Source organism: Azospirillum sp. A26 (genome assembly GCF_042604635.1).
In the GTDB taxonomy this organism is placed as follows: Bacteria; Pseudomonadota; Alphaproteobacteria; order Azospirillales; family Azospirillaceae; genus Azospirillum; species Azospirillum palustre.
Genome location: NZ_CP170475.1, coordinates 170,559 through 191,001, shown reverse-complemented (window position 1 = coordinate 191,001; position 20,443 = coordinate 170,559). Strand labels below are relative to the sequence as shown.

Genomic DNA, 20,443 nt, shown 5'->3' with positions numbered 1-20,443 from the left:
CTGCGGGATCGCCATCTCCCGCGGAGACCGTTCCAATGTACCGGATCGAGCTTTCGGACGTTCCGGCCGACTGTGCGCTGTATCGGCAGCTCCCGGCGGCGGACTTCCACGATTCCTACCGCTTTCCCGTGCCCGATCCGGGGCTGTCGGCGCTCGAACTCCTGATCCAGGTGCTGGCCGCCAGCCCGCCCTGGATCGAGCGGATGATGTGGCTGCGCAACAAGGCGGTCCGTCTGCTCGGCCTGAAGGATCTGGGCGCGCTCGGCGCCGTCGATCCCGCCAAGCCGGCCGGCTCCTACCGGCCCGGCGACCGGATCGGCATCTTCACGCTGGTCGAAAACCGGGAGGACGAGGTGGTGGTCTGCGACCGCGATAGGCATCTCGACGTCTGGCTGTCGGTGCGCAAGCTCCCCTCCGACGGCGACCGCCAGCGGGCGGCGGTCACCACGGTGGTGAGAACGAAGAACCGGCTCGGCAAGGCCTACATGCTGGTGGTCAAGCCAATGCACAGGATGATCGTCCCGGCCTCGCTGCGCAGCTATCTCTCCCGCAAGGCCGGGTGAAATGGCCCTCTCCCCGGAGGGGAGAGGGCTTATCGGCGGTCGCCTTACCCCAGCAGTTCCGCCAGCGACCGCGCCACTACCTGGGTCGCCTTGCGCAGATCCTCCAGCACCAGCTTCTCGTCGGCGCGGTGGCCGTTGGCCTCCAGCAGGTCGCGCGGGCCGGCGCCGTAGAGGATGGTCGGGATGCCGGCCTCCGAATAATGGCGGGCGTCGGTGTAGAGCGGGATGCCGGTCTGGCCGACCGGCACGCCGAGAACCTCCTGCGCATGGGCGGCGAACAGGGCTGCCAGCCGCGGCGCGTCGCCGACCGAGCGGAAGGGGCGGGCCAGCAGGATGCGGCGGATGGACACGCGGATGCCCTCCCGCCCCGCGATGGCGCCCTCGATCAGGCCGCGCAGCTCGGCCTCGACCTCCGCCGGGTTCTCTTCCGGGATCATGCGGCGGTCGAGGCGGAAGGTGACACGGTCGGGCACCACGTTGGTGTTGATGCCGCCCTGGATCAACCCGACCGTCAGCGACGGGTGGGTGATGCCGGCGACGCTCGACCGGCGCGTCGCCAGCTCCGGCCGGTGGGCATAGAGCGCGGTCAGGATGCCGGTCGCCGCCTCCAGCGCGTCATGGCCGGTGTCGGGACGGGCGGCGTGGGCGGACTTGCCGTCGACCTGCACCTCCAGATGCAGGCAACCGTTGTGCCCGGTCACCACCGAATAGGCGAAGCTGGCCGACACCGCGTAGTCCGGCTTGGAAATCCCCTGGTCGAGCAGCCATTTCGGCCCGATCTCGCCGCCGGCCTCCTCGTCGTAGGTCAGGTGCAGCTCGACCGTGCCCTTCAGCGGCGTCTGCGCGGCCATCAGCGCCCGAAGCGCGAAGGCGTAGCTGGCGAAGTCCGACTTCGACACCGCCACGCCGCGGCCATACATCACGCCGTCGCGGATCTCGGCGCCGTAGGGGTCGCTCGACCAGCCTTCGCCCGGCGGCACCACGTCGCCATGGGCGTTCAGCGCCACCGTGGGCCCGTCCCCGAAGCGGTGGCGGATCACCAGATTGGTGGCGCTGATCATGCCGTTGGCCCGCACCAGCTCGGCCGGCACCGGGTGGCGCTCCACCGTGAAGCCCATCGCCTCCAGCAGCTCGGCGGCGCGGACGGCGTGGGGGGCGCAGTCGCCCGCCGGGTTGTCGGACGGCACCTTCACCAGCTCCGCCAGGAAACGGACTTCCTCGTCGAAGCGGGCATTCACCGCCTCGTCAAGCGTGGCGGCGAGGGAGGGGGACAGGTCGGTCATGGCAGGCGGTCCGTCACGGGATGGATGTTGCGGGCTGGAAATTCTCGACGAAGCGGGCGAGCACGCGGGCGCCGGCCTCGGCGTCGGCAGCGGTGATGCGTTCGGCCGGGTTGTGCGAGATGCCGCGCTCGCAGCGCACGAACAGCATGGCGATGTCGGTCAGCGCCGCCACCGCCATCGCGTCATGGCCGGCGCCGCTCGGCAGTTCCGGCGCATCCAGCCCCTCCGCCTCGGCGGCGGCGGCGACCTGCGCCATCAGCGCCGGGTGGCAGGCCACGGCCGGGCTTTCATGCAGCGTCTCGAAGCCGATGGCGACGCCGCGGGCGTCGGCGATGGCCTCCAGCCGGGCGCGCACCGCGCCAACCCGCTCCAGCCGCAGGGGATCGCGGTCGGCGCGCAGGTCGATGGTGAAGCGGACCTTGCCGGCGATGACGTTGGTGGCGCCGGGCGACGCCTCGATCCGGCCGACGGTGCCGACCAGCCGCTCCTGTCCGGAGCAGAGCTGTTCCACCGCCAGGATCATCTCGGCCGAGGCCGCCAGCGCGTCGCGGCGCAGGGTCATCGGCACGGTGCCGGCATGGCCGGCCATCCCCTCCACCGTCACCGCGAGCCGGGCGGCGCCGGCGATGGCGGTAACCACGCCGACCGGCCGGCCCAGCGCCTCCAGCACCGGCCCCTGTTCGATGTGCAGCTCGGCATAGGCCAGCACGTCGTCGGCCTTGTAGGCGGCGGTCGCCCAGGCGGCGGGGTCGAGCCCGAAGGCGGTCATGGCGTCGGCCAGCCGGGTGCCGGCGGCGTCGCGCGTCTCCAGCACCGCCGGGTCGAAGGTGCCGGCGATGGCACGGCTGCCGATCAGGGTCGATTGGAAGCGGGTGCCCTCCTCGTCGCCGAAGCCGATCACCTCGACGGCGAAGGGCAGGCGCCGGCCGCGGGCGTTCAGGTCGGCGACCACGGCGATGCCGCTCAGCACCCCCAGCATGCCGTCATAGCGTCCGGCATCGCGCACGGTGTCGAGGTGCGAGCCGATCAGCAGGGCCGGCAGCCCCGGCCGCTCGCCCTCATAGCGGCCAACGATGTTGCCGACGGCGTCCTCGCGCACGCCCATCCCCGCCTCGCGCATCCAGCCGGCGACGAGGTCGTTGGCGCGGCGGTGTTCCGGCGTCAGGTAGAGGCGCGACAGCCGCCCCTCCTCCGCGCTGATCGCCGCGAGCGCGTCGATGCGGTCGAGAAGGGCCGGTCCTGACAACGGAGAGTCGGGCAGCAGGGAATCGGGCATCGGCGGTTCCGAAATGCGCTGAGGAAGCGGGACGATGGAATCAGGACGATGGAACCGGTTATACGCCGAAGCCGTGCGTCCGCCCTAGCCCCCGGCCGGCGAAGACAGTTTCAAAGAATCCCGGAAAGGTGCGGCCCCAGCACCATCCGCTCGTGCCGCAGCGCAAAAGACAGGCCGGAATTCGTTGGTGGTGCCGAATAATGCCTACCACCCTCTGGAACACTCGGGCAGACTTCATAGATGAGGATGAACAAAAGCGCCCGATCAACCGTCGTATCGGGGCGCATATTTGCTGCGAGTGCGAAAGAAACAGCTGAGGGGAGGTGCGTCCATGACGTCTTTCGATCCCGACATGCCTTTCGAGAACGCAACGCCGATTGGCCGGCCCGGCGCCGCCCTGTGGTTCAACAACCGGACCGAGCTGGTCCAGGCCCGCACGCTGGCGGGGTGGATCACGCTGCTGGCGGAGGACCGCGAGCTGGACGACCGCCAGCTGGCCGTCGCCACCGGGCTGGACATCGAGGATGTGCGCGCCGTGCGCGAGGGGGCTGTGGCGATGCTGCCGCCCCGGCTGCTGAACCGGGCCCTGGCCCGGCTGGAGGGCCGGAACGACGAAGGGCGGCTGCAATAGCTGCAAACCGCCCTTCGCGAAACCGATGCGCCGTGGCGTCGCGTCAGGCGACGGACAGGACATCCACATACATGTTGGCCGGGGCCGACAGGTGGATGCGGTACAGCATGCCGGACTGGTCGACGATGATGTCGGCGACCGGGTTCTTGGTCGACAGGTCGGTGACCGCGGCGCGCACGTTGCGCGGCAGCTGGTCCAGTTCGACGTCGCGGTAGCCGGACTTGTCGGAAAGCTTGATGGTCTTGTTGCCCATGATGGCAGATGCTCTGTTCCAGAAGGCTTGAGAGGGGATACTCGATTGGCCGCGGGACAATGGTCCCCGGCGGTTAACCAACGGTTAAGCAGTCTCTCCGGCTCTCCGCCCCTGGCGCAGGGCAGCAGCGCATGCGGTGCAGGGGGGCGAACGCCCCCCAGCAAGCTCTTGATTCAGCGCCGGTCGCGCCCGCCGCTGCCGGCCCCCTCATTTTCGGCCATTGCGTCCCCGTGCCGCAGGGTGTCGTCTTCCGGCAGCGGCTGCTTGCCCAGCACCATGGAGCTGTTGTCGAGCGCCGCCACCATCGCGTCCCGGGCCGGGGCGCCGGGGCCGGTCACGCTGCCCTCGCCCTGCGGGGCCGCCGGCTCGACCCGTTCGCCGATGCCGGCGGAGGTTGCCCCACCCGGCGCGGTCCGGCCGGCGACGCGCAGGTCGTTCTGGACATGGCCGACGCCCGACACGCTTTCGGCGATGTCCTCCGCCCGGCGGCGCGCGGCGCGGTCGCCGACGGTGCCGGACAGCGTCACCTCGCCACCCTCCACCCGTACGCCGATGTCGGAGGCGTCGATGTGGTGGTCCTCGGTCAGGCGCTCGTTGATGTCCTCCAGAATGCGCTCGTCGGAGCGGCGGTAGTTGCGCGGGCCGACGCCGCGATAGTTGGCCTGCGGGCTCATCTTGACGAACTCTTCGCTCCAGGGATGGCGGTGCATGGCGGCCTCCGTCTCGTTGATGTCAGACTCCTTTGCCCTTCAACAAAAGTTGCGCCCGCGGCGTTCCGGCGCGTGAGCCCGGCGCGCCCGGAAGGTCAGCCCTGCGGGGTGAAAGGAGATGGGGAGCGAATCCGCCGCAACCTTGGCCGCGCCTGGCTGTTCGGTCCGAAAAGCTTTCGGTCGAGGTGCGTGCCATGAAACAGTCCGAACCAAGCGTCGCTCTCCGGGCGAGGGGCGGTTTCGCCCTCTGGGCGATGGTCATCCTGCTGGCGGTTCTGGGGCTGGGGGCGCTGGGCGGCGGCCTCTGGCTGATCCTGCTGGGCGGCTCCTGGTACTACGCCGTCGCCGGCCTGCTGTTCCTCGCCACCGCCGCCTTGCTGGCGAAGCGGTCGCCTATGGCCCTGTCGGTCTATGCGCTGCTGGTGATCGGCACGCTGATCTGGGCCTTGTGGGAGGTCGGGCTGGACTGGTGGCCGCTGTCGGCACGCGGCGACGTGATCGCGGTGGTGGGATTCCTGCTGCTGCTGCCCTGGGTCACCCGCCGCCTGGGCGAGCGCCAGCCGATGGCCGGCGCACCGGCGCCCGGGGTCTATCCCGTCGGCGTCTTCCGCGGCACCGGCCTGCCGCTGACCGCCGCGCTGGCCGTCGTGCTGCTGGTCGCCGTCGCCTCCTGGTTCACCGACCCGCACCGCATCGACGGCACGGTTCCGGCGCGCCAGCAGACCGCATCCGCCGCGGCTCCGGCTGGCGGCACCGGTCCGGTGGTCCCGGATGGGGAATGGCAGGCCTATGGCCGCACCGGCTTCGGCCAGCGCTACTCGCCGCTGTCCGGCATCACGCCGGACAATGCGGACAAGCTCCAGGTCGCCTGGAGCTATGAGACCGGCGACCTGCGCGACCAGCCCGGCGACCCGAAGGAAACCACCTTCGAGGTGACGCCGCTGAAGATCGGCAACCGGCTGTTCCTGTGCTCGCCGCACCAGCATGTCATCGCGCTCGACGCCACCACCGGCAAGGAGGTCTGGCGCCGCGACCTGCAGATCGACCCGAAGCAGCTGGCCTTGCAGCACCTGACCTGCCGCGGCCTGTCCTACCGCCCGGCACCGCAGGCCGCGACGGCCACGGCATCCACCCCGGCGGCCGGCGGTGCCTGCGCTGCCAAGCTGTTCATGCCGACCGCCGACGGCCGTCTGGTGGCGCTGAATTCGGAGGACGGGTCGATCTGCACCGGCTTTGGCGAGAACGGGCAGGTCAATCTGTGGGCCAACATGCCCAACGTCCAACCCGGTGCCTATTATTCGACCTCGCCGCCGGTGGTGACCGCCAAGCTGATCGTCGTCGGCGGCACGGTGCTGGACAATGTCTCGACCAAGGAGCAGTCGGGCGTCGTCCGCGCCTTCGACGCCGACAGCGGCCGGCTGGTGTGGAACTGGGATTCGGCCAAGCCGGACCAGACCGCGCCGATTGCCGACGGTCAGACCTACACCGCCAACTCGCCCAACAGCTGGTCGATCGCCAGCGTCGACGAGGCGCTGGGCATGGTCTATCTGCCGCTGGGCAACCAGCCGCCCGACCAGTTCGGCGGCAACCGCAGCCCGGAGGTGGAGCGCTTCTCCTCCTCCGTCGTCGCGCTCGATCTGGCGACGGGGCAGGTGCGCTGGGTCTTCCAGACCGTGCATCACGACCTGTGGGACTATGACGTGCCGGCGCAGCCCAGCCTGATCGATTTGACCGTCAACGGCCAGACCGTCCCGGCCCTGGTCCAGCCGACCAAGCAGGGCGAGCTGTTCGTGCTCGACCGCCGCACCGGCCAGCCGGTCCTGCCGGTGACCGAGAAGCCGGCGCCGCAGGGGGCCGCCGAGGGCGACCGTGCCGCCCCGACCCAGCCGGTCTCGGCCCTGTCCTACGACCCGCCGCCGCTGAGCGGGGCGGACATGTGGGGGGCGACGATGTTCGACCAGCTCGCCTGCCGCATCGCGCTGAAGCGCCTGCGCTACGACGGCCGCTTCACCCCGCCGTCGCTTCAGGGCTCGCTGATCTATCCCGGCAATTTCGGCGTCTTCAACTGGGGCAGCGTCGCCGTCGATCCCCAGCGTCAGGTTGCCTTCACCACCCCGACCTACCTCGCCTTCGTCTCGCAGCTGGTGCCGCGCAAGAACGACAGCGACCTCTATGTCCAGGGCGGCGAGCGGCCCAAATTCAGCCTGCCGGCGCTGAACGAGAATTTCGGCGCGCCCTATGCGATCAAGCTCGGCCCCTTCGTCTCGGTGCTCGGCCTGCCCTGCCAGTCGCCGCCCTGGGGCTATGTCGCCGCCGCCGACCTGACGACCGGCAAGGTGGTCTGGAAGCACAAGAACGGCACCACGCGCGACGCCTCGCCGGTGCCGCTGCCGTTGCGCATGGGCGTGCCCAACCTGGGCGGCCCGATGATGACCGCGGGTGGCGTCGCCTTCCTGTCCGGCACCATTGACTATTATGTCCGGGCCTACGACGTCTCCACCGGCAGGCAGCTGTGGGAGAGCCGCCTGCCGGCCGGCGGTCAGGCGACGCCGATGACCTACCAGGGCGAGGACGGCCGGCAATATGTGCTGGTGGTGGCCGGCGGGCACGGCTCGCTGGGGACCAAGGGGGGCGATTCGGTGATCGCCTACGCGCTGCCGAAGTGACCTGTCCTCGACCACCGGGCCCGACCGCCGGACCCTGCAACTCAACCGATCTCGGGAGGGCCTTCCTTGACCATCGTCGTCCATCATCTCAACAACAGCCGGTCGCAGCGGATCCTGTGGCTGCTGGAGGAGCTGGAGCTTCCCTATGAACTCCGCTTCTACCAGCGCGACAAGACGACCAATCTGGCGCCGCCGGAACTGAAGGCGGTGCATCCGCTGGGGAAATCCCCGCTGCTGGACATCGACGGACGGATCGTCATGGAGTCCGGCGCCATCGTCCAGCATCTGTGCGAGCGTGCCGGCCGTTTCCTGCCGCCAGCCGGCTCGGACGACGCGTTGCGCCATCTCCAGCTGATGCATTTCGCCGAAGGCTCTGTGATGACCCCGGTGCTGCTCGACCTTTATGTCGGGCGGCTGGGCGAGGCGGGCGCGCCCCTGCATCCCCGTATCCAGGAGCAGCTGGCCAGCCATTTCGACTATCTGGAGTCCGAGCTTCGCCCGTCCGGCCATTTCGTCGGCGACAGCTTGACCGGTGCCGACATCATGCTCAGCTTCCCGATCGAGATTGCGATGATGAAGGGCAACCGCAGCCGCTGGCCGAAACTCGCTGCCTTCGTCGACGCCATGCACGCCCGTCCGGCATGGCAGCGCGCTCTCGCCAAGGGCGGTGCCTACTTCAAGTAACCGCCAATGAAAAAGGCCCGCCCCGGTTTCCCAGGGCGGGCCTTTTCACAAAACCGGCAATCCTCAGCGCGTCGGCACCGGCGGCGTCTGCGAGTAGTCGTAGAAGCCGCGGCCGTACTTCTTGCCGATCCAGCCGGCCTCGACATACTTCACCAGCAGCGGGCAGGGGCGGTACTTGCTGTCGGCAAGGCCCTCGTACAGCACCTGCATCACCGCCAGACAGGTGTCCAGCCCGATGAAGTCGGCCAGCTCCAGCGGGCCCATCGGGTGGTTGGCGCCCAGCTTCAGCGCGGTGTCGATGGCGTCGACGCCGCCGACGCCCTCATACAGCGTGTAGACGGCCTCGTTGATCATCGGCAGCAGGATGCGGTTGACGATGAAGGCCGGGAAATCCTCGGCCACCGCGGCGGTCTTGCCGATGGCGAGCGTCAGTTCCTTGATGGCCTCGAAGGTCGGCTCGTCGGTGGCGATGCCGCGGATCAGCTCGACCAGCTGCATCACCGGCACCGGGTTCATGAAGTGCATGCCCATGAACTTGGCCGGACGGTCGGTCGCCGCCGCCAGACGGGTGATCGAGATCGACGAGGTGTTCGTCGCGATCAGCGCTTCCGGCTTCAGGTGCGGGACCAGCTTCTTCAGGAGGTCGCGCTTCAGCGCCTCGTTCTCGGTCGCGGCCTCGACCACCAGATCGCAGTCGCCGAAGATCGACAGGTCGGTGCCGGTGACGATGCGGCTGAGAGCCGCCGTCTTGTCCGCCTCGCTCAGCTTGCCCTTCTGGATCTGCCGGTCGAAGTTCCGGGAGATGCCGGCGAGCGACTTTTCCAGCGCCGCTTCGCTGATGTCGGACAGGACGACGGCGTAGCCGGCCTGGGCGCAGACCTGGGTGATGCCGCTGCCCATCTGGCCGGCGCCGATGATGCCAATCTTCTTGATCGTGGTCATGGAGGCTGTCCCGCGAAGGATGTGGGGTGGTTGGTCCGCCATGGCGGTCACCGGTTCAATCCGGCGACCGCCGCGGCGGCCTGGATCAGCGCGCCTTATCAAGCTTTTCCGTCAGCTCCGGCACGGCCTTGAACAGGTCCGCGACGAGGCCGTAATCGGCGACCTGGAAGATGGGCGCTTCCTCATCCTTGTTGATCGCGACGATGACCTTGCTGTCCTTCATGCCGGCCAGATGCTGGATCGCACCCGAGATGCCGACGGCGATGTACAGCTCCGGCGCCACGATCTTGCCGGTTTGCCCGACCTGATAATCGTTCGGCACGAAACCCGCGTCCACGGCGGCGCGCGACGCACCCACCGCGGCACCCAGCTTGTCGGCCAGGGCCTCCAGCAGCGGGAAGTTCTCGCCCGACTGCATGCCGCGCCCGCCCGACACCACCACGCGGGCGGCGGTCAGTTCCGGACGCTCCGACTTGGTCAGCTCGGCCGAGACGAAGCTCGACAGCCCGGCGGCACCGGCGCCCGACACCGCCTCGACGGCGGCCGAACCGCCTTCGGACGCGGCGGTCTCGAATGCGGTGGTGCGGACGGTGATCACCTTGACCGCATCGGCCGACTGCACGGTGGCAATCGCGTTGCCGGCGTAGATCGGCCGTTCGAACGTGTCCGCCGACAGCACGGCGGTGATGTCGGAGATGGCGGCGACGTCCAGCAGCGCCGCGACGCGCGGCAGGAGGTTCTTGCCGACCGAGGTGGCGCCGGCCAGGACATGGCCGTAGCCAGTCTTGGTAACCGACACCACCAGCGGGGCAACGTCTTCCGGCAGCTGATGCTCATAAGCGGCATCGTCGGCCAGCAGCACCTTGGCGACGCCGGCCACCTTCGAGGCGGCATCGGCGGCGGCCTGCGCGCCCTTGCCGGCGACCAGGATATGGACATCGCCCCCAATTCCGCTGGCGATCTTGCCGGCGGCGGTGACGGCGTTCAGTGTGGCGGGCTTCAGCGAGACGCCGTCGTGGTCGGCGATGACGAGAATGTTGGCCATGGTCAGTTCATTCCCCTCAGATCACGCGGGCTTCGGTCTTGAGCTTGTCCACCAGGGTGGCGACGTCCGGCACCTTGATGCCGGCCTGACGCTTCGGCGGCTCGGCGACCTTCACCGTCTTCAGACGCGGCGTGACGTCGACGCCCAGGCTGTCCGGCGCGATGGTCTCCAGCGGCTTCTTCTTCGCCTTCATGATGTTGGGCAGCGAAGCATAGCGCGGCTCGTTCAGGCGCAGGTCGGCGGTGACGACCGCCGGCAGCTTCAGCTCCACCGTCTCCAGCCCGCCGTCGATCTCGCGGGTCACGGCGACCGTGCCGTCACCGGCGGCGATCTTCGAGGCGAAGGTGCCCTGGCCCCAGCCGAGCAGCGCCGCCAGCATCTGGCCGGTCTGGTTGCAGTCGTCGTCGATGGCCTGCTTGCCGAGGATGACGAGGCCGGGAGCCTCCTTCTCGACCAGGGCCTTGAGGACCTTGGCGACGGCCAGCGGTTCGGTCGTCACGTCGGTCTGCACCAGGATGGCGCGGTCGGCACCCATGGCCAGCGCCGTGCGCAGCGTTTCCTGGGCCTGGGTCGGGCCGACGGACACCACCACGATCTCGGTCGCCTTGCCGGCTTCTTTCAGGCGCACGGCTTCTTCGACGGCGATCTCGTCGAAGGGGTTCATGCTCATCTTCACGTTGGCGGTCTCGACGCCGCTGCCATCCGCCTTGACGCGGATCTTCACGTTGTAGTCGACCACTCGCTTAACGGGGACGAGGACTTTCATAACTCACCCTGGCTGCTGAGCGCGCGCCTGTTACGGCGAACACCGCGAAAATTGCTGTGGTTGCGAACGGACCATAGGATCTGGAAATACCACTGTCAATGACGCGCCGGACGCGCGGGCGGCCTCATGTGCCGGCCCGGTTGCCGCGGCAGGCGAGACTGCACGGCGCCAATCGGAATGCGCCTGCTCAGCGGTTGGCGCCGGGCACCCACAGCACGTCGTCCGCCCCGTTGCGGTTCACCACCCGGCTCAGCACGAACAGATGGTCCGACAGCCGGTTGACGTATTTCAGCGCCGCCGCGGTCACCGGTTCGTGCCGCGCCAGATCGGTCATCAGCCGCTCCGCCCGGCGCACCACGGTGCGGGCCAGATGCAGATGCGCCGCGGCCGGCGAGCCGCCGGGCAGGATGAAGGAGGTCAGCGGCGCCAGACCGGCGTTCATCGCGTCGATCTCCGCCTCCAGCCGGTCGACCTGGGCCTGCACGATGCGCAGCGGCGGGTATTTCGGCTCCTCCTCCTCCGGCGTGCAAAGGTCGGCGCCCAGATCGAACAGATCGTTCTGGATGCGGCCCAGCATGGCGTCGGCGTCCGGCCAATCATGGGTATGCAGCCGCGCCATGCCGATGACGGCGTTCGCCTCGTCCACCGTGCCGTAGGCGGCGACGCGGCGGTCGCCCTTCGGCACCCGGCTGCCGTCGCCGAGCGAGGTTTCGCCGGCGTCGCCGCCGCGCGTGTAGATCTTGGTCAGCTTTACCATGGGGAAGCGTCAGCCTTGGGTCAGGATGGCGAGGACGAACAGCAGCAGGGCGGCGCCCTGGAGCATCACACGCAGCCGCATCGCCTTGTTGGAGCGGCGCGGGTCGCCCCTCCCGCCGCGGGCCATGAAGAAGAGGCCGACGAACAGCGAGCCGACCACCGCCAGCATCGCCATGACCATCAGGATGGGGAAGAGAGTCTGCATGGGGCTCACTATATCCCAGCATCCGGCCCGCGCCTACGGCGACGGAATCGGGACCTGGGGTAATCACCCGGTTGCCAAAGCCGTTGGACTGCATACAGTGCGCGGCGTCGGGACCGGGGAAGCCGGCGGAACAGGCTGGCGGAACTGACATGACTTTGGAGAAGCAGGCGATGCAGCGGCGGACTTTCCTGAAGACGGCCCTGAAGGCGACCGCGGTCACCGCGGCCGGCACCGGCGCCCTGGCGGCGCTGAGCCGTCCGGCCGTCCTGGCTGCTCCTGGGGCTGCCCCCGGGGCCGCTTCCGCCGCCGTCCCGTCGGTGTCCTTCCCGATGGACTTCCTGTGGGGCGTCTCGACCTCCAGCTACCAGATCGAGGGCGCCGTCGCCGAGGATGGGCGCGGCCCCAGCGTCTGGGACACCTACAGCCATTCCTTCGGGCGGATCGCCAACGGCGACACCGGCGACGTCGCCTGCGACCATTACCACCGCTATGCCGAGGATGTGGATTTGATGGCGAAGGCCGGGATGAAGGCCTACCGCTTCTCCATCGCCTGGCCGCGGGTGATGCCGCAGGGCACCGGGGCGGTGAACGCCAAGGGGCTGGACTTCTACGACCGGCTGACCGACACGCTGCTGGCCAAGGGCATCCAGCCCTGGCCCTGCCTGTTCCATTGGGACCTGCCGCAGGCGTTGCAGGACAAGGGCGGCTGGACCAACCGCGACATCGCCGGCTGGTTCACCGACTACGCCCTGGCGGTGACCGCCCGGCTGGGCGACCGCGCCCGCAACTGGGCGATGCTGAACGAGCCGTCGGTGGTCGCCATCTTCGGCCACGGCACCGGCGGGCATGCGCCGGGGATGACCGGCCGCCAGAACTGCCTGAAGGCGATCCACCACCAGAACCTCGCCCAGGGCACGGCCATCGCGGCGCTGCGTCAGGCCGGCGGCAAGAACTGGCGGCTCGGCACCGTGCTGTCGCTCCAGCCGTCCTGGCCGGTCGGCGGGCTCGACTCGAACTATCCCGCCTCGCTGATGTGGGACGCGCTGTGGAACCGCTCCTGCCTGGACCCGCTGTTCAAGGGCCGCTTCCCAGAGCAGCTGGAGGCCGAGTTCTCCCGCATCGCCAAGCCCGACGATCTGGCCCGCATCAAGCAGCCGGTCGATTTCCTCGGCGTCAACTACTACAGCCGCATGCACCAGCAGCCGGACGGGCAGGGGCTGTTCGGCACCGGCTACGGCTCGGCGCCCGAGGGCACGCGCAAGACCGGCATGGAATGGCCGGTCGAGCCGGACGGCCTCAGCGAGATCCTGGCCGAGTTGCAGGAGAAATACGGCAACCCGCCGGTCTATGTGACGGAGAATGGCGCCGATTACCCCGACAGCGTCGGCCCCAGCGGCCGGGTCGAGGACCGCGACCGCATCGCCTACCTGCGCGACCATCTGCTGGCCGCCGCCAAGTCGATCGACGAGGGCTGCAACCTCAAGGGTTACATGGCCTGGACCCTGCTGGACAATTTCGAATGGTCGGAGGGCTACCGCCGCCATTTCGGCCTCGTCCAGGTCGACCGCAAGACGATGGCCCGCACGCCCAAGGCCAGCTACGACTGGTACGCCTCGGTCATCCGCAACAACGCCGTTCCGCTGGTCTGAGCAACCGCGCTAGACTGCGGCCATGCCCTCCCCCCGCCCGACCCAGCCCACCCGATTCGCCATCCAGAAGGCGCGCGGCAAGGGCTGGAAGACGCTGGAGGTCGGGGAGGAGCTGGCCCATGCCAAGGCGCGCTTCGACCGGATGGTCGGCGTCAACCCGCGGGCCTATTTCCGGCTGATCCAGCTCGATTACAACGCCGACTCCGGCTATGAGGGCATGGAGTTCAACTGGACGCTGATCGAGCTGTACGACCCGACCCAAGGCGGCCCCACTCAAGGCGGCCGGGTCAGGCCGGCGCCGAAGTCGGCCGCGGCGCCTGGGCGAAAGCCGGGTAGCAAGCGCAAGGCCGTGGAGCCCGTCGCCTTGCCGCTGCGCATCTATCTGGCGGTGATCCTGATCGGCACACTGGCGGGCGGCCTCGCCTATCTGCACTTCGCCGGTGGACGGTAGAGCCTCACTCCGTCGTGTAGCCCTTGCGGCGCATGCACTGGGCGAAGATTTCCTTGCGATAGCCGAACTGCGGCGTTTCCGGCAGGGGGCGCAGCGGATAGCCGCGCAGGCGCATGGCGGTGTCCACCTGCTCGGTGCATTCGTCATAGGCGACGGTCGGCACGTCCGGGCTGGCGGTCCATTCGCGGTAGGCCGGCGGGCTGCTGCATCCGGTCAGCAAGGCCATTGCCGATAGGACGGCCAGCCCCGGCAAGGCCGGCAGGAGTCGCGGGCTTGCGGTATCGGTCCCGGTCATGGCGTTCGTCCTGTTCCTTTTTCGCCCCCGATTTGACGCTACCACGTCCGGCCCTTTCCGATCCATTTTCGCGCACCATTTCCGGGAGCGCGCCTTTTCGGCAACGCTGCGCGGCTGACAAAGCAGACGCCGAAAAATCGCCGCCGGAAATGCGACGCAATCTGGTAACACGATCCTAGTCCCCGAATCGGGGGAGTGTCGTGGCTCTGAAGTCGGTCTGATGTCACGGACGGAGGGAGAGGCAATGTCTGGGATTTCGCGGCGGGTGCATGGTGGCGCCGCGGTGGCGGCTGTCGCGCTGGTGGTGTCGGCCCTGACGGTGGGGGCCCCGGGCCCGGCCTGGGCCGAGGCGTCGGTCGCCGACATCCAGTGGGCGCAGACCATCCTGAAAGACAAGGGCTACAACATCGGCGGCCGGGCCAAGGGCCAGATGACGCCGGAAACCCGGTCCGCGCTCAGCGCCTATCAAAAGTCGGCCGGCCTTCCCGCCACCGGCAACCTGGATCAGGCCACCATCGCCAAGATGATGGGCGAGCGCGAGAGCAAGGCCGCGCCGACCATGGGCAGCCTGTCCAAGAGCCAGGTCGGCCAGACCCGCCGCGACAAGGAGGTGGCGCCGCGCGCCGCCCCGACCGGCCGGGTCGAATCCGGCAACGAGAGCGTCGGCGGCATGGCCCAGTTCGGCGGCGCCCCGGTGTCGTCCTCCTCCTCGTCTTCTTCCTCCTCCGCGTCCTCCTCGGCCAGCCACAGCGCGCCCGCCGCGGCACCGGCCGCCCGTCCGTCGCCGTCTATCGCTGCGACCGGCGCGGCGCCTCAGAGCGCACCGCGCCTGTCAACCAATGCCCCGGCGGCCAACGCATCGGCCAGCGCGTCCGAAGGGCCTGTTCCGCAGGCGGCACCCCGCGGAGCGGTGGCGGCGACCACGCCCGACGGCAAGCCGGCCCCGGTCGAGGAACCGGCGGCGGTCGGTGCTGCCCCCTCGATCTGGCAGTCCAACACCGCGCGGGCCGGTGTCGCCGGCTTGATCGCCGCGACGCTGGGCGGCATCGGCTTCGCCTGGTGGCGCAGCGGCCGCGGCGTCGATCCGCTCAGCCGGGCGCCGGCCGGCGACGACCGGCCGCGTGAAAACCGTGTCGAGCCGAGCTTCGGGACCCCCCGCCGCCGCGAGGAGCTGACCACCGGCCCGCGGCTGACGGCGGAGGCCCGGCGGCGCTGAGTGCCGCCGCCCCCCGGTCACATCATCGCTACATCATCATCGGGCAGCCGCCTCCGCCGCAGCCGCCAGGGCCGCAGGCGGGGGCGGGCGCCGGCTGGGACTTTCCGACGCGCGGCGCCATGATGGCCTTGGCGACCTCGGTGCCGCCGCAGGACGGGCAGGGGATGCCGGCGGCCTTCTTGGTGTCGTAATCGGCCATATTGTCGAACCACTGGTCGAAATCATGGCCGCAGGCGCAATGCAGGGCGTAGACGATCATCGCGGGAGCCTCGAAAAGCGGAAGTCCGGGCGGTTTCTAGCCAGCCCTCCGCTGTCCCGCCAGGATCTGCATCAATCGGAAGCGTCAGCCCGAATCGTCAGCGTGAGTCGGTGACCCCCACCCGCGCGCACATCGACAGCAGCGGGCAGGTGGAGCAGCGCGGCCGCTCGCCGGTGCACACCCATTTGCCGAAGGGCACCAGCCGCTCGTTGATCTCCACCCAATAGCGTTTCGGCAGCACCGCCAGCAACGCCGCCATCGTCTTTTCCGGCGTGCGCGCCTGCACATAGCCCCAGCGGTTGGCGATGCGGTGGACATGGATGTCGACGGCCAGCGCCGGGATGCCGAAGCCGACCGCCAGCGTCAGCGCCGCGATCTTCGGCCCCACCCCATGGAAGCGCATCAGCCCGTCCGGCGTGTCGGGCACCTCGCCGCCCAGCTCCTCGACGATGCGGCGGGACAGCGCGCGGATGTCGCGCGCCTTCGGTTCCGGGAAGGTGGCGCCGTGCAGCAGCTCCACCAACCGCTCCTCCGGCAGGGCGGCCATGGCGGCCGGCGTGCCGGCGACGGCGAACAGCCGCTCGGCGACCTCCAGGCTCGTCTCGTCCCGCGTGCGGGCGGAAATCAGGCTGGCGACCAACTGCTGGAACGGGGTGGCATAGCCGCGGTCGCGCAGCTCGAACATCGCCGCCTTGGGATAGGGCGCGACCGCGACCCGCAGGCGGCGGAAGACCTCGTCGATGTCGAAGTCCTGGGACGTCGCGGGCTGCATGCTCACGGGAGGCCACCTCCGGGGAACGGGGCCGGGGAACGGGACGCTGAAGAGCCCCGTCCGGTAACCGGAAAATCCCCTCGATTGTTCCCGCCCGATTGTTCCGCTTACAGCGCCTTGATCTGCATCTTGATCGGCCCGTCCGCCCGGCCATGGACGAACTGGTCGACATAGGCGTTGCCCGAATTGTCGATGTCGCGGGCATGGCCGGTCCAGATGATTTTGCCCTGGTAGATCATGGCGATGCGGTCGGCGATCTTGCGGGCCGAGGCCATGTCGTGGGTGATGGTGACCGCGGTGGCGCCGAGATCCTTCACGCACTGCACGATCAGCTCGTTGATGACGTCGGCCATGATCGGGTCGAGGCCGGTCGTCGGCTCGTCGAAGAAGATGATCTCCGGCTCGTCGGCGATGGCGCGGGCGAGGCCGACGCGCTTTTGCATGCCGCCCGACAGCTCCGAGGGCGACAGTTCGGCCACGTCGGGGGTGAGGCCGACGGCGCCCAGCTTGGCGACGGCGATCTCCTTGGCCTGGGCGCGGGGCATATGGGCGCCCTGGATCAGGCCGAAGGCGACATTCTCCCACACTTTCAGGCTGTCGAACAGGGCGGCGCCCTGGAACAGCATGCCGAACTTGTGCAGCAGCTTCTCGCGCTCGCGCGAGCGCAGCCGGGTCGTCTCGACGCCGTCGACCTGGATCGAGCCGGAATCGGGGGTCAGCAGCCCGAGGATGCTCTTCAGCATCACCGACTTGCCGGTGCCCGACCCGCCGATGACGACCAGCGACTCGCCCTTCGCCACCTCCAGATCGATGCCGTTCAGCACCTTCTTCGGGCCGAAATGCTTGGTGACGTTCTTGAGCGCGATCTTGGGAACGGTCATGCGGTGGCGCTCACTTGGTCGAGAAGAAGAGGCCGGTGATCAGGTAGTTCCACACCAGGATCATGATCGACGCCGACACCACCGCGTTGGTGGTCGCCGCCCCGACGCCCTGGGCACCGCCCTTGGAGTGGTAGCCGTGGTAGCAGCCCATCAGCGCGATCAGGAAGCCGAAGATCGCCGCCTTGACCAGGCCGGAGATGACGTCGACCGGCTGGAGGAATTCCCAGGTGCGGTTGATGTAGCTGGCGGCGTTGAAGTCCAGCCGGTAGACGCCGACCAGGAAGCCGCCGAAGACGCCGATGATGTCGGCGACGATGACCAGCAGCGGCACCATGGTCAGCCCGGCGATCAGCCGCGGTGCCACCAGATACTTGTAGGGGTTGGTCGACAGGGTGGACAGGGCGTCGATCTGCTCGGTCACCCGCATGGTGCCGATCTCCGCCGCCATGGCGGCGCCGATGCGGCCCGCGACCATCAGGCCGGCCAGCACCGGCCCCAGTTCGCGGGTGATCGACAGCACGACGACGGTGGCGATGGCGCCCTCCGCCTGGAAGCGGGAGAAGCCGCTGTAGCTTTGCAACGCCAGCACCATGCCGGTGAACAGCGCGGTCAGCCCGACCACCGGCAGCGAGTAATAGCCGATGTCGATCATCTGCCGCAGGATCTGGCGCGGATAGAGCGGCGGCCGCACGCAGTGCGACAGGGCGGACCCGGTGAACAGGGCAAGGCGTCCGGTCGCTTCCAGGAAGATCAGGAAGGCCCGGCCGGTGGCGGCAAGGAAACCCATCAGTCGGACCGCATCCTTGGTTTGAGACTCATTTGGGCGATGCGGTCATAGCACCGATGAACGGCCGGGTCATCCTTGGACTTTGCAGGGGTGGGAAACTGCACCGTCCGGCTTGACGGCCTGCTCGGAGACGTTGGGATAGGGGCTGGCGGGCGGTTGGTAATTTCAGGTTGATTTTCATGGGCAGATAAATATCTTTGCATGCAATATCGATTTGGTGATCGTTCGATGAGCATTCCTAGCTTCGATTCCCGCAGCTATTTGGCGGCAAATCCAGATTTGTTGCGTGCTGGCATGACCCCTGCCGAAGCCGGGTCACATTACACGACTTTTGGCATCCAAGAAGGCCGCAAGACGACCTTCGATGCTGCGGCTTATTTGGTTTCCAATGGTGATCTGCGAAATGCATTTGGTCAGGATTCCAACGCAGCTTTGCAGCATTATATCGAGCATGGGTGGCATGAAGGCCGGACAATCACCTTCAATTCTGAAGAATATTTGGCATCCAACCCTGATCTGTTGAGTGCAAATATTACAGTAAGCGATGCGGCCCAGCATTATCTGAATTTCGGAGCTGCTGAAAGAAGAAACATAGACTCTTTCGATGCGTCTAAATATTTATTGGCTAATAAAGATATTCAAACAAATACAAGCAATGCTTCCGATGCTCTTCAGCATTATATTGCTTTTGGCTGGAAAGAAAACCGTCCCATCGAGCCGCCTGTGAGCGTTCCGCCGACGACCGTGGTTTCTCCTCCAACCGTGGTCTCACCGCCGGTGACACCTTTCGTCGAACTGCATACTCATGCCAGCGGGTCCGCAAACTCTCAGGCATGGTCCGGAACCAGCCTTCCATTGCAAAAAGGTCAAACTTATCGAGCGGATGTCCTGGTTACCGGCAGTGGGCCAAGTCGTCCGTTCAATCCACTTCTGGAGGTGGGCTATTGGCATCAGACAGGCGCCTCCACCGGATATCTTGAGACGTTGGCGTCCGATGACGACAGTGGTGGCGCATTGCAGCCGAAGCTTATCTTCACGGCGCCGGCGACAGCGGCGTTCACGTTCAAAATCAGTTCTTCCGATGGTTCGGAAGGCGTTTATACGATGACCGTCAATTCGATCTGAAAGCCGGGCGCCCTCCCTGTCTGGCTGCCTGCTCGTCATGTGACCGCAGTCACCGGAAACAAGTTTGGAGCTTCGTGCAATCCATATGAAATTGCACGAAGCCTCTGTTCACCCACCCACATAAACCCGGTGATAGCGCCGCCCGAGCGAGGTCAGGACCTCGTAGCCGATGGTGCCGCCCTCCGCCGCCACCGTGTCGACCGGGCGGCTGGGGCCGATCAGCTCGACCATGCGGCCGGCCTGCGCCACCGACTCCGGCAGGCCGGTGACGTCGATGGTGATCAGGTCCATCGAGATGCGGCCGACGATTGGGGCGGCGACGCCGTCGACGAAGACGTGCCCCTTGCCGCTTAGCGAGCGCAGATAGCCGTCGGCATAGCCGACGCCGATGGTGGCGATCCGCGCCGGGCCGGTGACCTTGTGGGCGGCGCCATAGCCGACCGTCATCGGCGCCGCGCAGTTGCGCACCTGCAAGAGCCGCGCGTCCAGCCGCACCGTGCCGCGCATCGGGTTGGGCAGGTGCGGCGTCGGGTTCACGCCATAGAGCGCGCAGCCCGGCCGGGCGAGGTCGAAGTGATGGTCCGGCCCATGGAAGATGCCGGACGAGTTGGCGAAGCTGGCCTTCGCCTTGGGCAGCCGGGCCAGCGCGCCGCGGAACCGCTCCAGCTGCTCGCCGGTCATCGGGTTGTCGAACTCGTCGGCGCAGGCGAGGTGGGTCATCCAATAGCGGACGTCGATGCCCTCCAGCCACTCCGGATGGGCTGCCAGCTCGTCCAGCTCGTCGGGGCCGAGCCCCAGCCGGTTCATCCCGGTGTCGATGTGGATCACCGCCGGCAGCACCTCGCCGCGCGCGACGGCGAAGGCCCGCCACGCCGCGATGTCGCCCAGGTGGTTCAGCACCGGCAGGATGCGGTCGGCGAGGAAATCCCCCTCATACCCCGGCGGCAGCCCGCCCAGCGAGAACACCTGCGCCTCGGGGGCGACCGGCTCCAGCGCCTGGCGGACGGCCAGAGCCTCCTCCAGCTGGGCGACGACGAAGGTCCGGCAGCCGGCGGATGCCAGCGCCGGCACCACCTGCGCCACCCCCAGCCCATAGGCGTCGGCCTTGACCACGGCGGAACATTCCGCCGGGGCCACCCGGTCGCGCAACTGCGTCCAGTTGGCGACGACGGCGCCGAGATCCACGGTGAGGATTGCGCAGGCGCGCAGGCTCTGGTCGCTGGTCACT

Annotated in this window: 23 protein-coding genes; 8 read left to right on the top strand and 15 right to left on the bottom strand. The window is 68.2% G+C overall.

Translation table 11 applies throughout. From position 1 onward, the window contains the following. The first annotated feature begins 35 nt into the window (after positions 1 to 35). Positions 36 to 563, top strand: a complete 528-nt coding sequence (locus tag ABNQ39_RS29735; RefSeq protein ID WP_376965672.1) for a DUF2867 domain-containing protein — start codon at positions 36 to 38, stop codon at positions 561 to 563. 44 nt (positions 564 to 607) lie between these two features. Here ABNQ39_RS29735 and ABNQ39_RS29730 read toward each other — a convergent pair whose 3' ends face one another. Then, positions 608 to 1,846: a M20/M25/M40 family metallo-hydrolase gene (locus ABNQ39_RS29730; RefSeq protein WP_376965670.1), complete on the bottom strand. Its 1,239-nt coding sequence runs from the start codon at positions 1,844 to 1,846 to the stop codon at positions 608 to 610. A gap of 13 nt (positions 1,847 to 1,859) precedes the next feature. Further along, positions 1,860 to 3,122 carry an allantoate amidohydrolase gene (locus ABNQ39_RS29725; RefSeq protein ID WP_376965668.1) on the bottom strand — a complete coding sequence of 421 codons (1,263 nt, stop codon included), beginning with the start codon at positions 3,120 to 3,122 and terminating at the stop codon, positions 1,860 to 1,862. Positions 3,123 to 3,453: 331 nt separating this feature from the next. Between ABNQ39_RS29725 and ABNQ39_RS29720 the strand changes: the two genes are divergently transcribed. Next, a complete protein-coding gene (locus ABNQ39_RS29720) occupies positions 3,454 to 3,753 on the top strand; it encodes a hypothetical protein (RefSeq protein ID WP_376965666.1) in 300 nt (99 codons plus the stop codon). A 43-nt stretch (positions 3,754 to 3,796) separates the two neighbouring features. Here ABNQ39_RS29720 and ABNQ39_RS29715 read toward each other — a convergent pair whose 3' ends face one another. Then, positions 3,797 to 4,006 carry a hypothetical protein gene (locus ABNQ39_RS29715; RefSeq protein WP_098735531.1) on the bottom strand — a complete coding sequence of 70 codons (210 nt, stop codon included), beginning with the start codon at positions 4,004 to 4,006 and terminating at the stop codon, positions 3,797 to 3,799. A gap of 173 nt (positions 4,007 to 4,179) precedes the next feature. Further along, positions 4,180 to 4,716 (bottom strand): BON domain-containing protein, encoded by a 537-nt coding sequence (locus ABNQ39_RS29710; RefSeq protein ID WP_376965664.1) that lies wholly within the window; start codon positions 4,714 to 4,716, stop codon positions 4,180 to 4,182. Positions 4,717 to 4,910: 194 nt separating this feature from the next. Here ABNQ39_RS29710 and ABNQ39_RS29705 point away from each other — a divergent pair, with 194 nt between their 5' ends. Both ABNQ39_RS29705 and ABNQ39_RS29700 read left to right on the top strand, forming a co-directional pair. Beyond that, positions 4,911 to 7,382, top strand: a complete 2,472-nt coding sequence (locus ABNQ39_RS29705) for a membrane-bound PQQ-dependent dehydrogenase, glucose/quinate/shikimate family (protein WP_376965662.1) — start codon at positions 4,911 to 4,913, stop codon at positions 7,380 to 7,382. A 66-nt stretch (positions 7,383 to 7,448) separates the two neighbouring features. Continuing rightward, positions 7,449 to 8,066 carry a glutathione S-transferase gene (locus tag ABNQ39_RS29700; RefSeq protein WP_376965660.1) on the top strand — a complete coding sequence of 206 codons (618 nt, stop codon included), beginning with the start codon at positions 7,449 to 7,451 and terminating at the stop codon, positions 8,064 to 8,066. A gap of 63 nt (positions 8,067 to 8,129) precedes the next feature. Here ABNQ39_RS29700 and ABNQ39_RS29695 read toward each other — a convergent pair whose 3' ends face one another. From ABNQ39_RS29695 to ABNQ39_RS29675, 5 genes are all read right to left on the bottom strand, one after another. Further along, positions 8,130 to 9,008: a 3-hydroxybutyryl-CoA dehydrogenase gene (locus ABNQ39_RS29695; protein WP_376965658.1), complete on the bottom strand. Its 879-nt coding sequence runs from the start codon at positions 9,006 to 9,008 to the stop codon at positions 8,130 to 8,132. Positions 9,009 to 9,093: 85 nt separating this feature from the next. Further along, the gene (locus ABNQ39_RS29690; protein ID WP_376965657.1) at positions 9,094 to 10,053 is read right to left on the bottom strand and encodes an electron transfer flavoprotein subunit alpha/FixB family protein; all 960 of its coding nucleotides are present in this window, start codon (positions 10,051 to 10,053) and stop codon (positions 9,094 to 9,096) included. 16 nt (positions 10,054 to 10,069) lie between these two features. Next, complete coding sequence (locus ABNQ39_RS29685) at positions 10,070 to 10,819, bottom strand: electron transfer flavoprotein subunit beta/FixA family protein (RefSeq protein ID WP_376965656.1); 750 nt, start codon at positions 10,817 to 10,819, stop codon at positions 10,070 to 10,072. Between the two features lie 187 nt (positions 10,820 to 11,006). Next, positions 11,007 to 11,576 carry a cob(I)yrinic acid a,c-diamide adenosyltransferase gene (locus tag ABNQ39_RS29680; RefSeq protein ID WP_376965655.1) on the bottom strand — a complete coding sequence of 190 codons (570 nt, stop codon included), beginning with the start codon at positions 11,574 to 11,576 and terminating at the stop codon, positions 11,007 to 11,009. Positions 11,577 to 11,585: 9 nt separating this feature from the next. Continuing rightward, complete coding sequence (locus tag ABNQ39_RS29675) at positions 11,586 to 11,780, bottom strand: twin transmembrane helix small protein (RefSeq protein ID WP_098735145.1); 195 nt, start codon at positions 11,778 to 11,780, stop codon at positions 11,586 to 11,588. A gap of 149 nt (positions 11,781 to 11,929) precedes the next feature. Here ABNQ39_RS29675 and ABNQ39_RS29670 point away from each other — a divergent pair, with 149 nt between their 5' ends. Continuing rightward, positions 11,930 to 13,429 (top strand): GH1 family beta-glucosidase, encoded by a 1,500-nt coding sequence (locus ABNQ39_RS29670; protein ID WP_376965654.1) that lies wholly within the window; start codon positions 11,930 to 11,932, stop codon positions 13,427 to 13,429. A gap of 22 nt (positions 13,430 to 13,451) precedes the next feature. After that, positions 13,452 to 13,880, top strand: coding sequence for a hypothetical protein (locus tag ABNQ39_RS29665; protein WP_376965653.1), 429 nt, complete (start codon positions 13,452 to 13,454; stop codon positions 13,878 to 13,880). A gap of 4 nt (positions 13,881 to 13,884) precedes the next feature. On the opposite strand, the gene ABNQ39_RS29660 is transcribed toward ABNQ39_RS29665, so the two are convergent. Then, positions 13,885 to 14,175: a hypothetical protein gene (locus tag ABNQ39_RS29660; RefSeq protein WP_376965652.1), complete on the bottom strand. Its 291-nt coding sequence runs from the start codon at positions 14,173 to 14,175 to the stop codon at positions 13,885 to 13,887. A 244-nt stretch (positions 14,176 to 14,419) separates the two neighbouring features. On the opposite strand from ABNQ39_RS29660, the gene ABNQ39_RS29655 reads away from it, so the two are divergent. Beyond that, positions 14,420 to 15,391: a peptidoglycan-binding domain-containing protein gene (locus ABNQ39_RS29655; RefSeq protein ID WP_376965651.1), complete on the top strand. Its 972-nt coding sequence runs from the start codon at positions 14,420 to 14,422 to the stop codon at positions 15,389 to 15,391. A 28-nt stretch (positions 15,392 to 15,419) separates the two neighbouring features. Here the strand turns inward: ABNQ39_RS29655 and ABNQ39_RS29650 are convergent, their stop codons facing one another. The 4 genes from ABNQ39_RS29650 to ABNQ39_RS29635 all read right to left on the bottom strand — a co-directional run bounded on the left by ABNQ39_RS29650 (position 15,420) and on the right by ABNQ39_RS29635 (position 18,090). After that, complete coding sequence (locus ABNQ39_RS29650) at positions 15,420 to 15,650, bottom strand: DUF1178 family protein (protein ID WP_098735150.1); 231 nt, start codon at positions 15,648 to 15,650, stop codon at positions 15,420 to 15,422. 97 nt (positions 15,651 to 15,747) lie between these two features. Then, a complete protein-coding gene (locus ABNQ39_RS29645; RefSeq protein ID WP_376965743.1) occupies positions 15,748 to 16,422 on the bottom strand; it encodes an endonuclease III domain-containing protein in 675 nt (224 codons plus the stop codon). Positions 16,423 to 16,529: 107 nt separating this feature from the next. After that, on the bottom strand, positions 16,530 to 17,303 hold the full coding sequence (locus tag ABNQ39_RS29640) for an ABC transporter ATP-binding protein (protein ID WP_376965649.1): 774 nt from the start codon (positions 17,301 to 17,303) through the stop codon (positions 16,530 to 16,532). 10 nt (positions 17,304 to 17,313) lie between these two features. Continuing rightward, on the bottom strand, positions 17,314 to 18,090 hold the full coding sequence (locus ABNQ39_RS29635; protein WP_109049940.1) for an MlaE family ABC transporter permease: 777 nt from the start codon (positions 18,088 to 18,090) through the stop codon (positions 17,314 to 17,316). A gap of 228 nt (positions 18,091 to 18,318) precedes the next feature. Between ABNQ39_RS29635 and ABNQ39_RS29630 the strand changes: the two genes are divergently transcribed. Beyond that, positions 18,319 to 19,215 (top strand): hypothetical protein, encoded by an 897-nt coding sequence (locus ABNQ39_RS29630; protein WP_376965647.1) that lies wholly within the window; start codon positions 18,319 to 18,321, stop codon positions 19,213 to 19,215. Positions 19,216 to 19,323: 108 nt separating this feature from the next. Here ABNQ39_RS29630 and alr read toward each other — a convergent pair whose 3' ends face one another. Further along, a complete protein-coding gene (alr, locus tag ABNQ39_RS29625) occupies positions 19,324 to 20,442 on the bottom strand; it encodes an alanine racemase (protein WP_376965645.1) in 1,119 nt (372 codons plus the stop codon). Position 20,443 lies beyond the last annotated feature (1 nt).

What these genes read in the sequence shown, in the direction of transcription:
- ABNQ39_RS29735 (WP_376965672.1), top strand. Translation starts at nt 36, where the DNA reads ATGTACCGGATCGAGCTTTCGGACGTTCCGGCCGACTGTGCGCTGTAT.
- ABNQ39_RS29730 (WP_376965670.1), bottom strand. Translation starts at nt 1,846, where the DNA reads ATGACCGACCTGTCCCCCTCCCTCGCCGCCACGCTTGACGAGGCGGTG.
- ABNQ39_RS29725 (WP_376965668.1), bottom strand. Translation starts at nt 3,122, where the DNA reads ATGCCCGATTCCCTGCTGCCCGACTCTCCGTTGTCAGGACCGGCCCTT.
- ABNQ39_RS29720 (WP_376965666.1), top strand. Translation starts at nt 3,454, where the DNA reads ATGACGTCTTTCGATCCCGACATGCCTTTCGAGAACGCAACGCCGATT.
- ABNQ39_RS29715 (WP_098735531.1), bottom strand. Translation starts at nt 4,006, where the DNA reads ATGGGCAACAAGACCATCAAGCTTTCCGACAAGTCCGGCTACCGCGAC.
- ABNQ39_RS29710 (WP_376965664.1), bottom strand. Translation starts at nt 4,716, where the DNA reads ATGCACCGCCATCCCTGGAGCGAAGAGTTCGTCAAGATGAGCCCGCAG.
- ABNQ39_RS29705 (WP_376965662.1), top strand. Translation starts at nt 4,911, where the DNA reads ATGAAACAGTCCGAACCAAGCGTCGCTCTCCGGGCGAGGGGCGGTTTC.
- ABNQ39_RS29695 (WP_376965658.1), bottom strand. Translation starts at nt 9,008, where the DNA reads ATGACCACGATCAAGAAGATTGGCATCATCGGCGCCGGCCAGATGGGC.
- ABNQ39_RS29690 (WP_376965657.1), bottom strand. Translation starts at nt 10,053, where the DNA reads ATGGCCAACATTCTCGTCATCGCCGACCACGACGGCGTCTCGCTGAAG.
- ABNQ39_RS29685 (WP_376965656.1), bottom strand. Translation starts at nt 10,819, where the DNA reads ATGAAAGTCCTCGTCCCCGTTAAGCGAGTGGTCGACTACAACGTGAAG.
- ABNQ39_RS29680 (WP_376965655.1), bottom strand. Translation starts at nt 11,576, where the DNA reads ATGGTAAAGCTGACCAAGATCTACACGCGCGGCGGCGACGCCGGCGAA.
- ABNQ39_RS29675 (WP_098735145.1), bottom strand. Translation starts at nt 11,780, where the DNA reads ATGCAGACTCTCTTCCCCATCCTGATGGTCATGGCGATGCTGGCGGTG.
- ABNQ39_RS29670 (WP_376965654.1), top strand. Translation starts at nt 11,930, where the DNA reads ATGACTTTGGAGAAGCAGGCGATGCAGCGGCGGACTTTCCTGAAGACG.
- ABNQ39_RS29665 (WP_376965653.1), top strand. Translation starts at nt 13,452, where the DNA reads ATGCCCTCCCCCCGCCCGACCCAGCCCACCCGATTCGCCATCCAGAAG.
- ABNQ39_RS29660 (WP_376965652.1), bottom strand. Translation starts at nt 14,175, where the DNA reads ATGACCGGGACCGATACCGCAAGCCCGCGACTCCTGCCGGCCTTGCCG.
- ABNQ39_RS29655 (WP_376965651.1), top strand. Translation starts at nt 14,420, where the DNA reads ATGTCTGGGATTTCGCGGCGGGTGCATGGTGGCGCCGCGGTGGCGGCT.
- ABNQ39_RS29650 (WP_098735150.1), bottom strand. Translation starts at nt 15,650, where the DNA reads ATGATCGTCTACGCCCTGCATTGCGCCTGCGGCCATGATTTCGACCAG.
- ABNQ39_RS29645 (WP_376965743.1), bottom strand. Translation starts at nt 16,422, where the DNA reads ATGCAGCCCGCGACGTCCCAGGACTTCGACATCGACGAGGTCTTCCGC.
- ABNQ39_RS29640 (WP_376965649.1), bottom strand. Translation starts at nt 17,303, where the DNA reads ATGACCGTTCCCAAGATCGCGCTCAAGAACGTCACCAAGCATTTCGGC.
- ABNQ39_RS29635 (WP_109049940.1), bottom strand. Translation starts at nt 18,090, where the DNA reads ATGGGTTTCCTTGCCGCCACCGGCCGGGCCTTCCTGATCTTCCTGGAA.
- ABNQ39_RS29630 (WP_376965647.1), top strand. Translation starts at nt 18,319, where the DNA reads ATGAGCATTCCTAGCTTCGATTCCCGCAGCTATTTGGCGGCAAATCCA.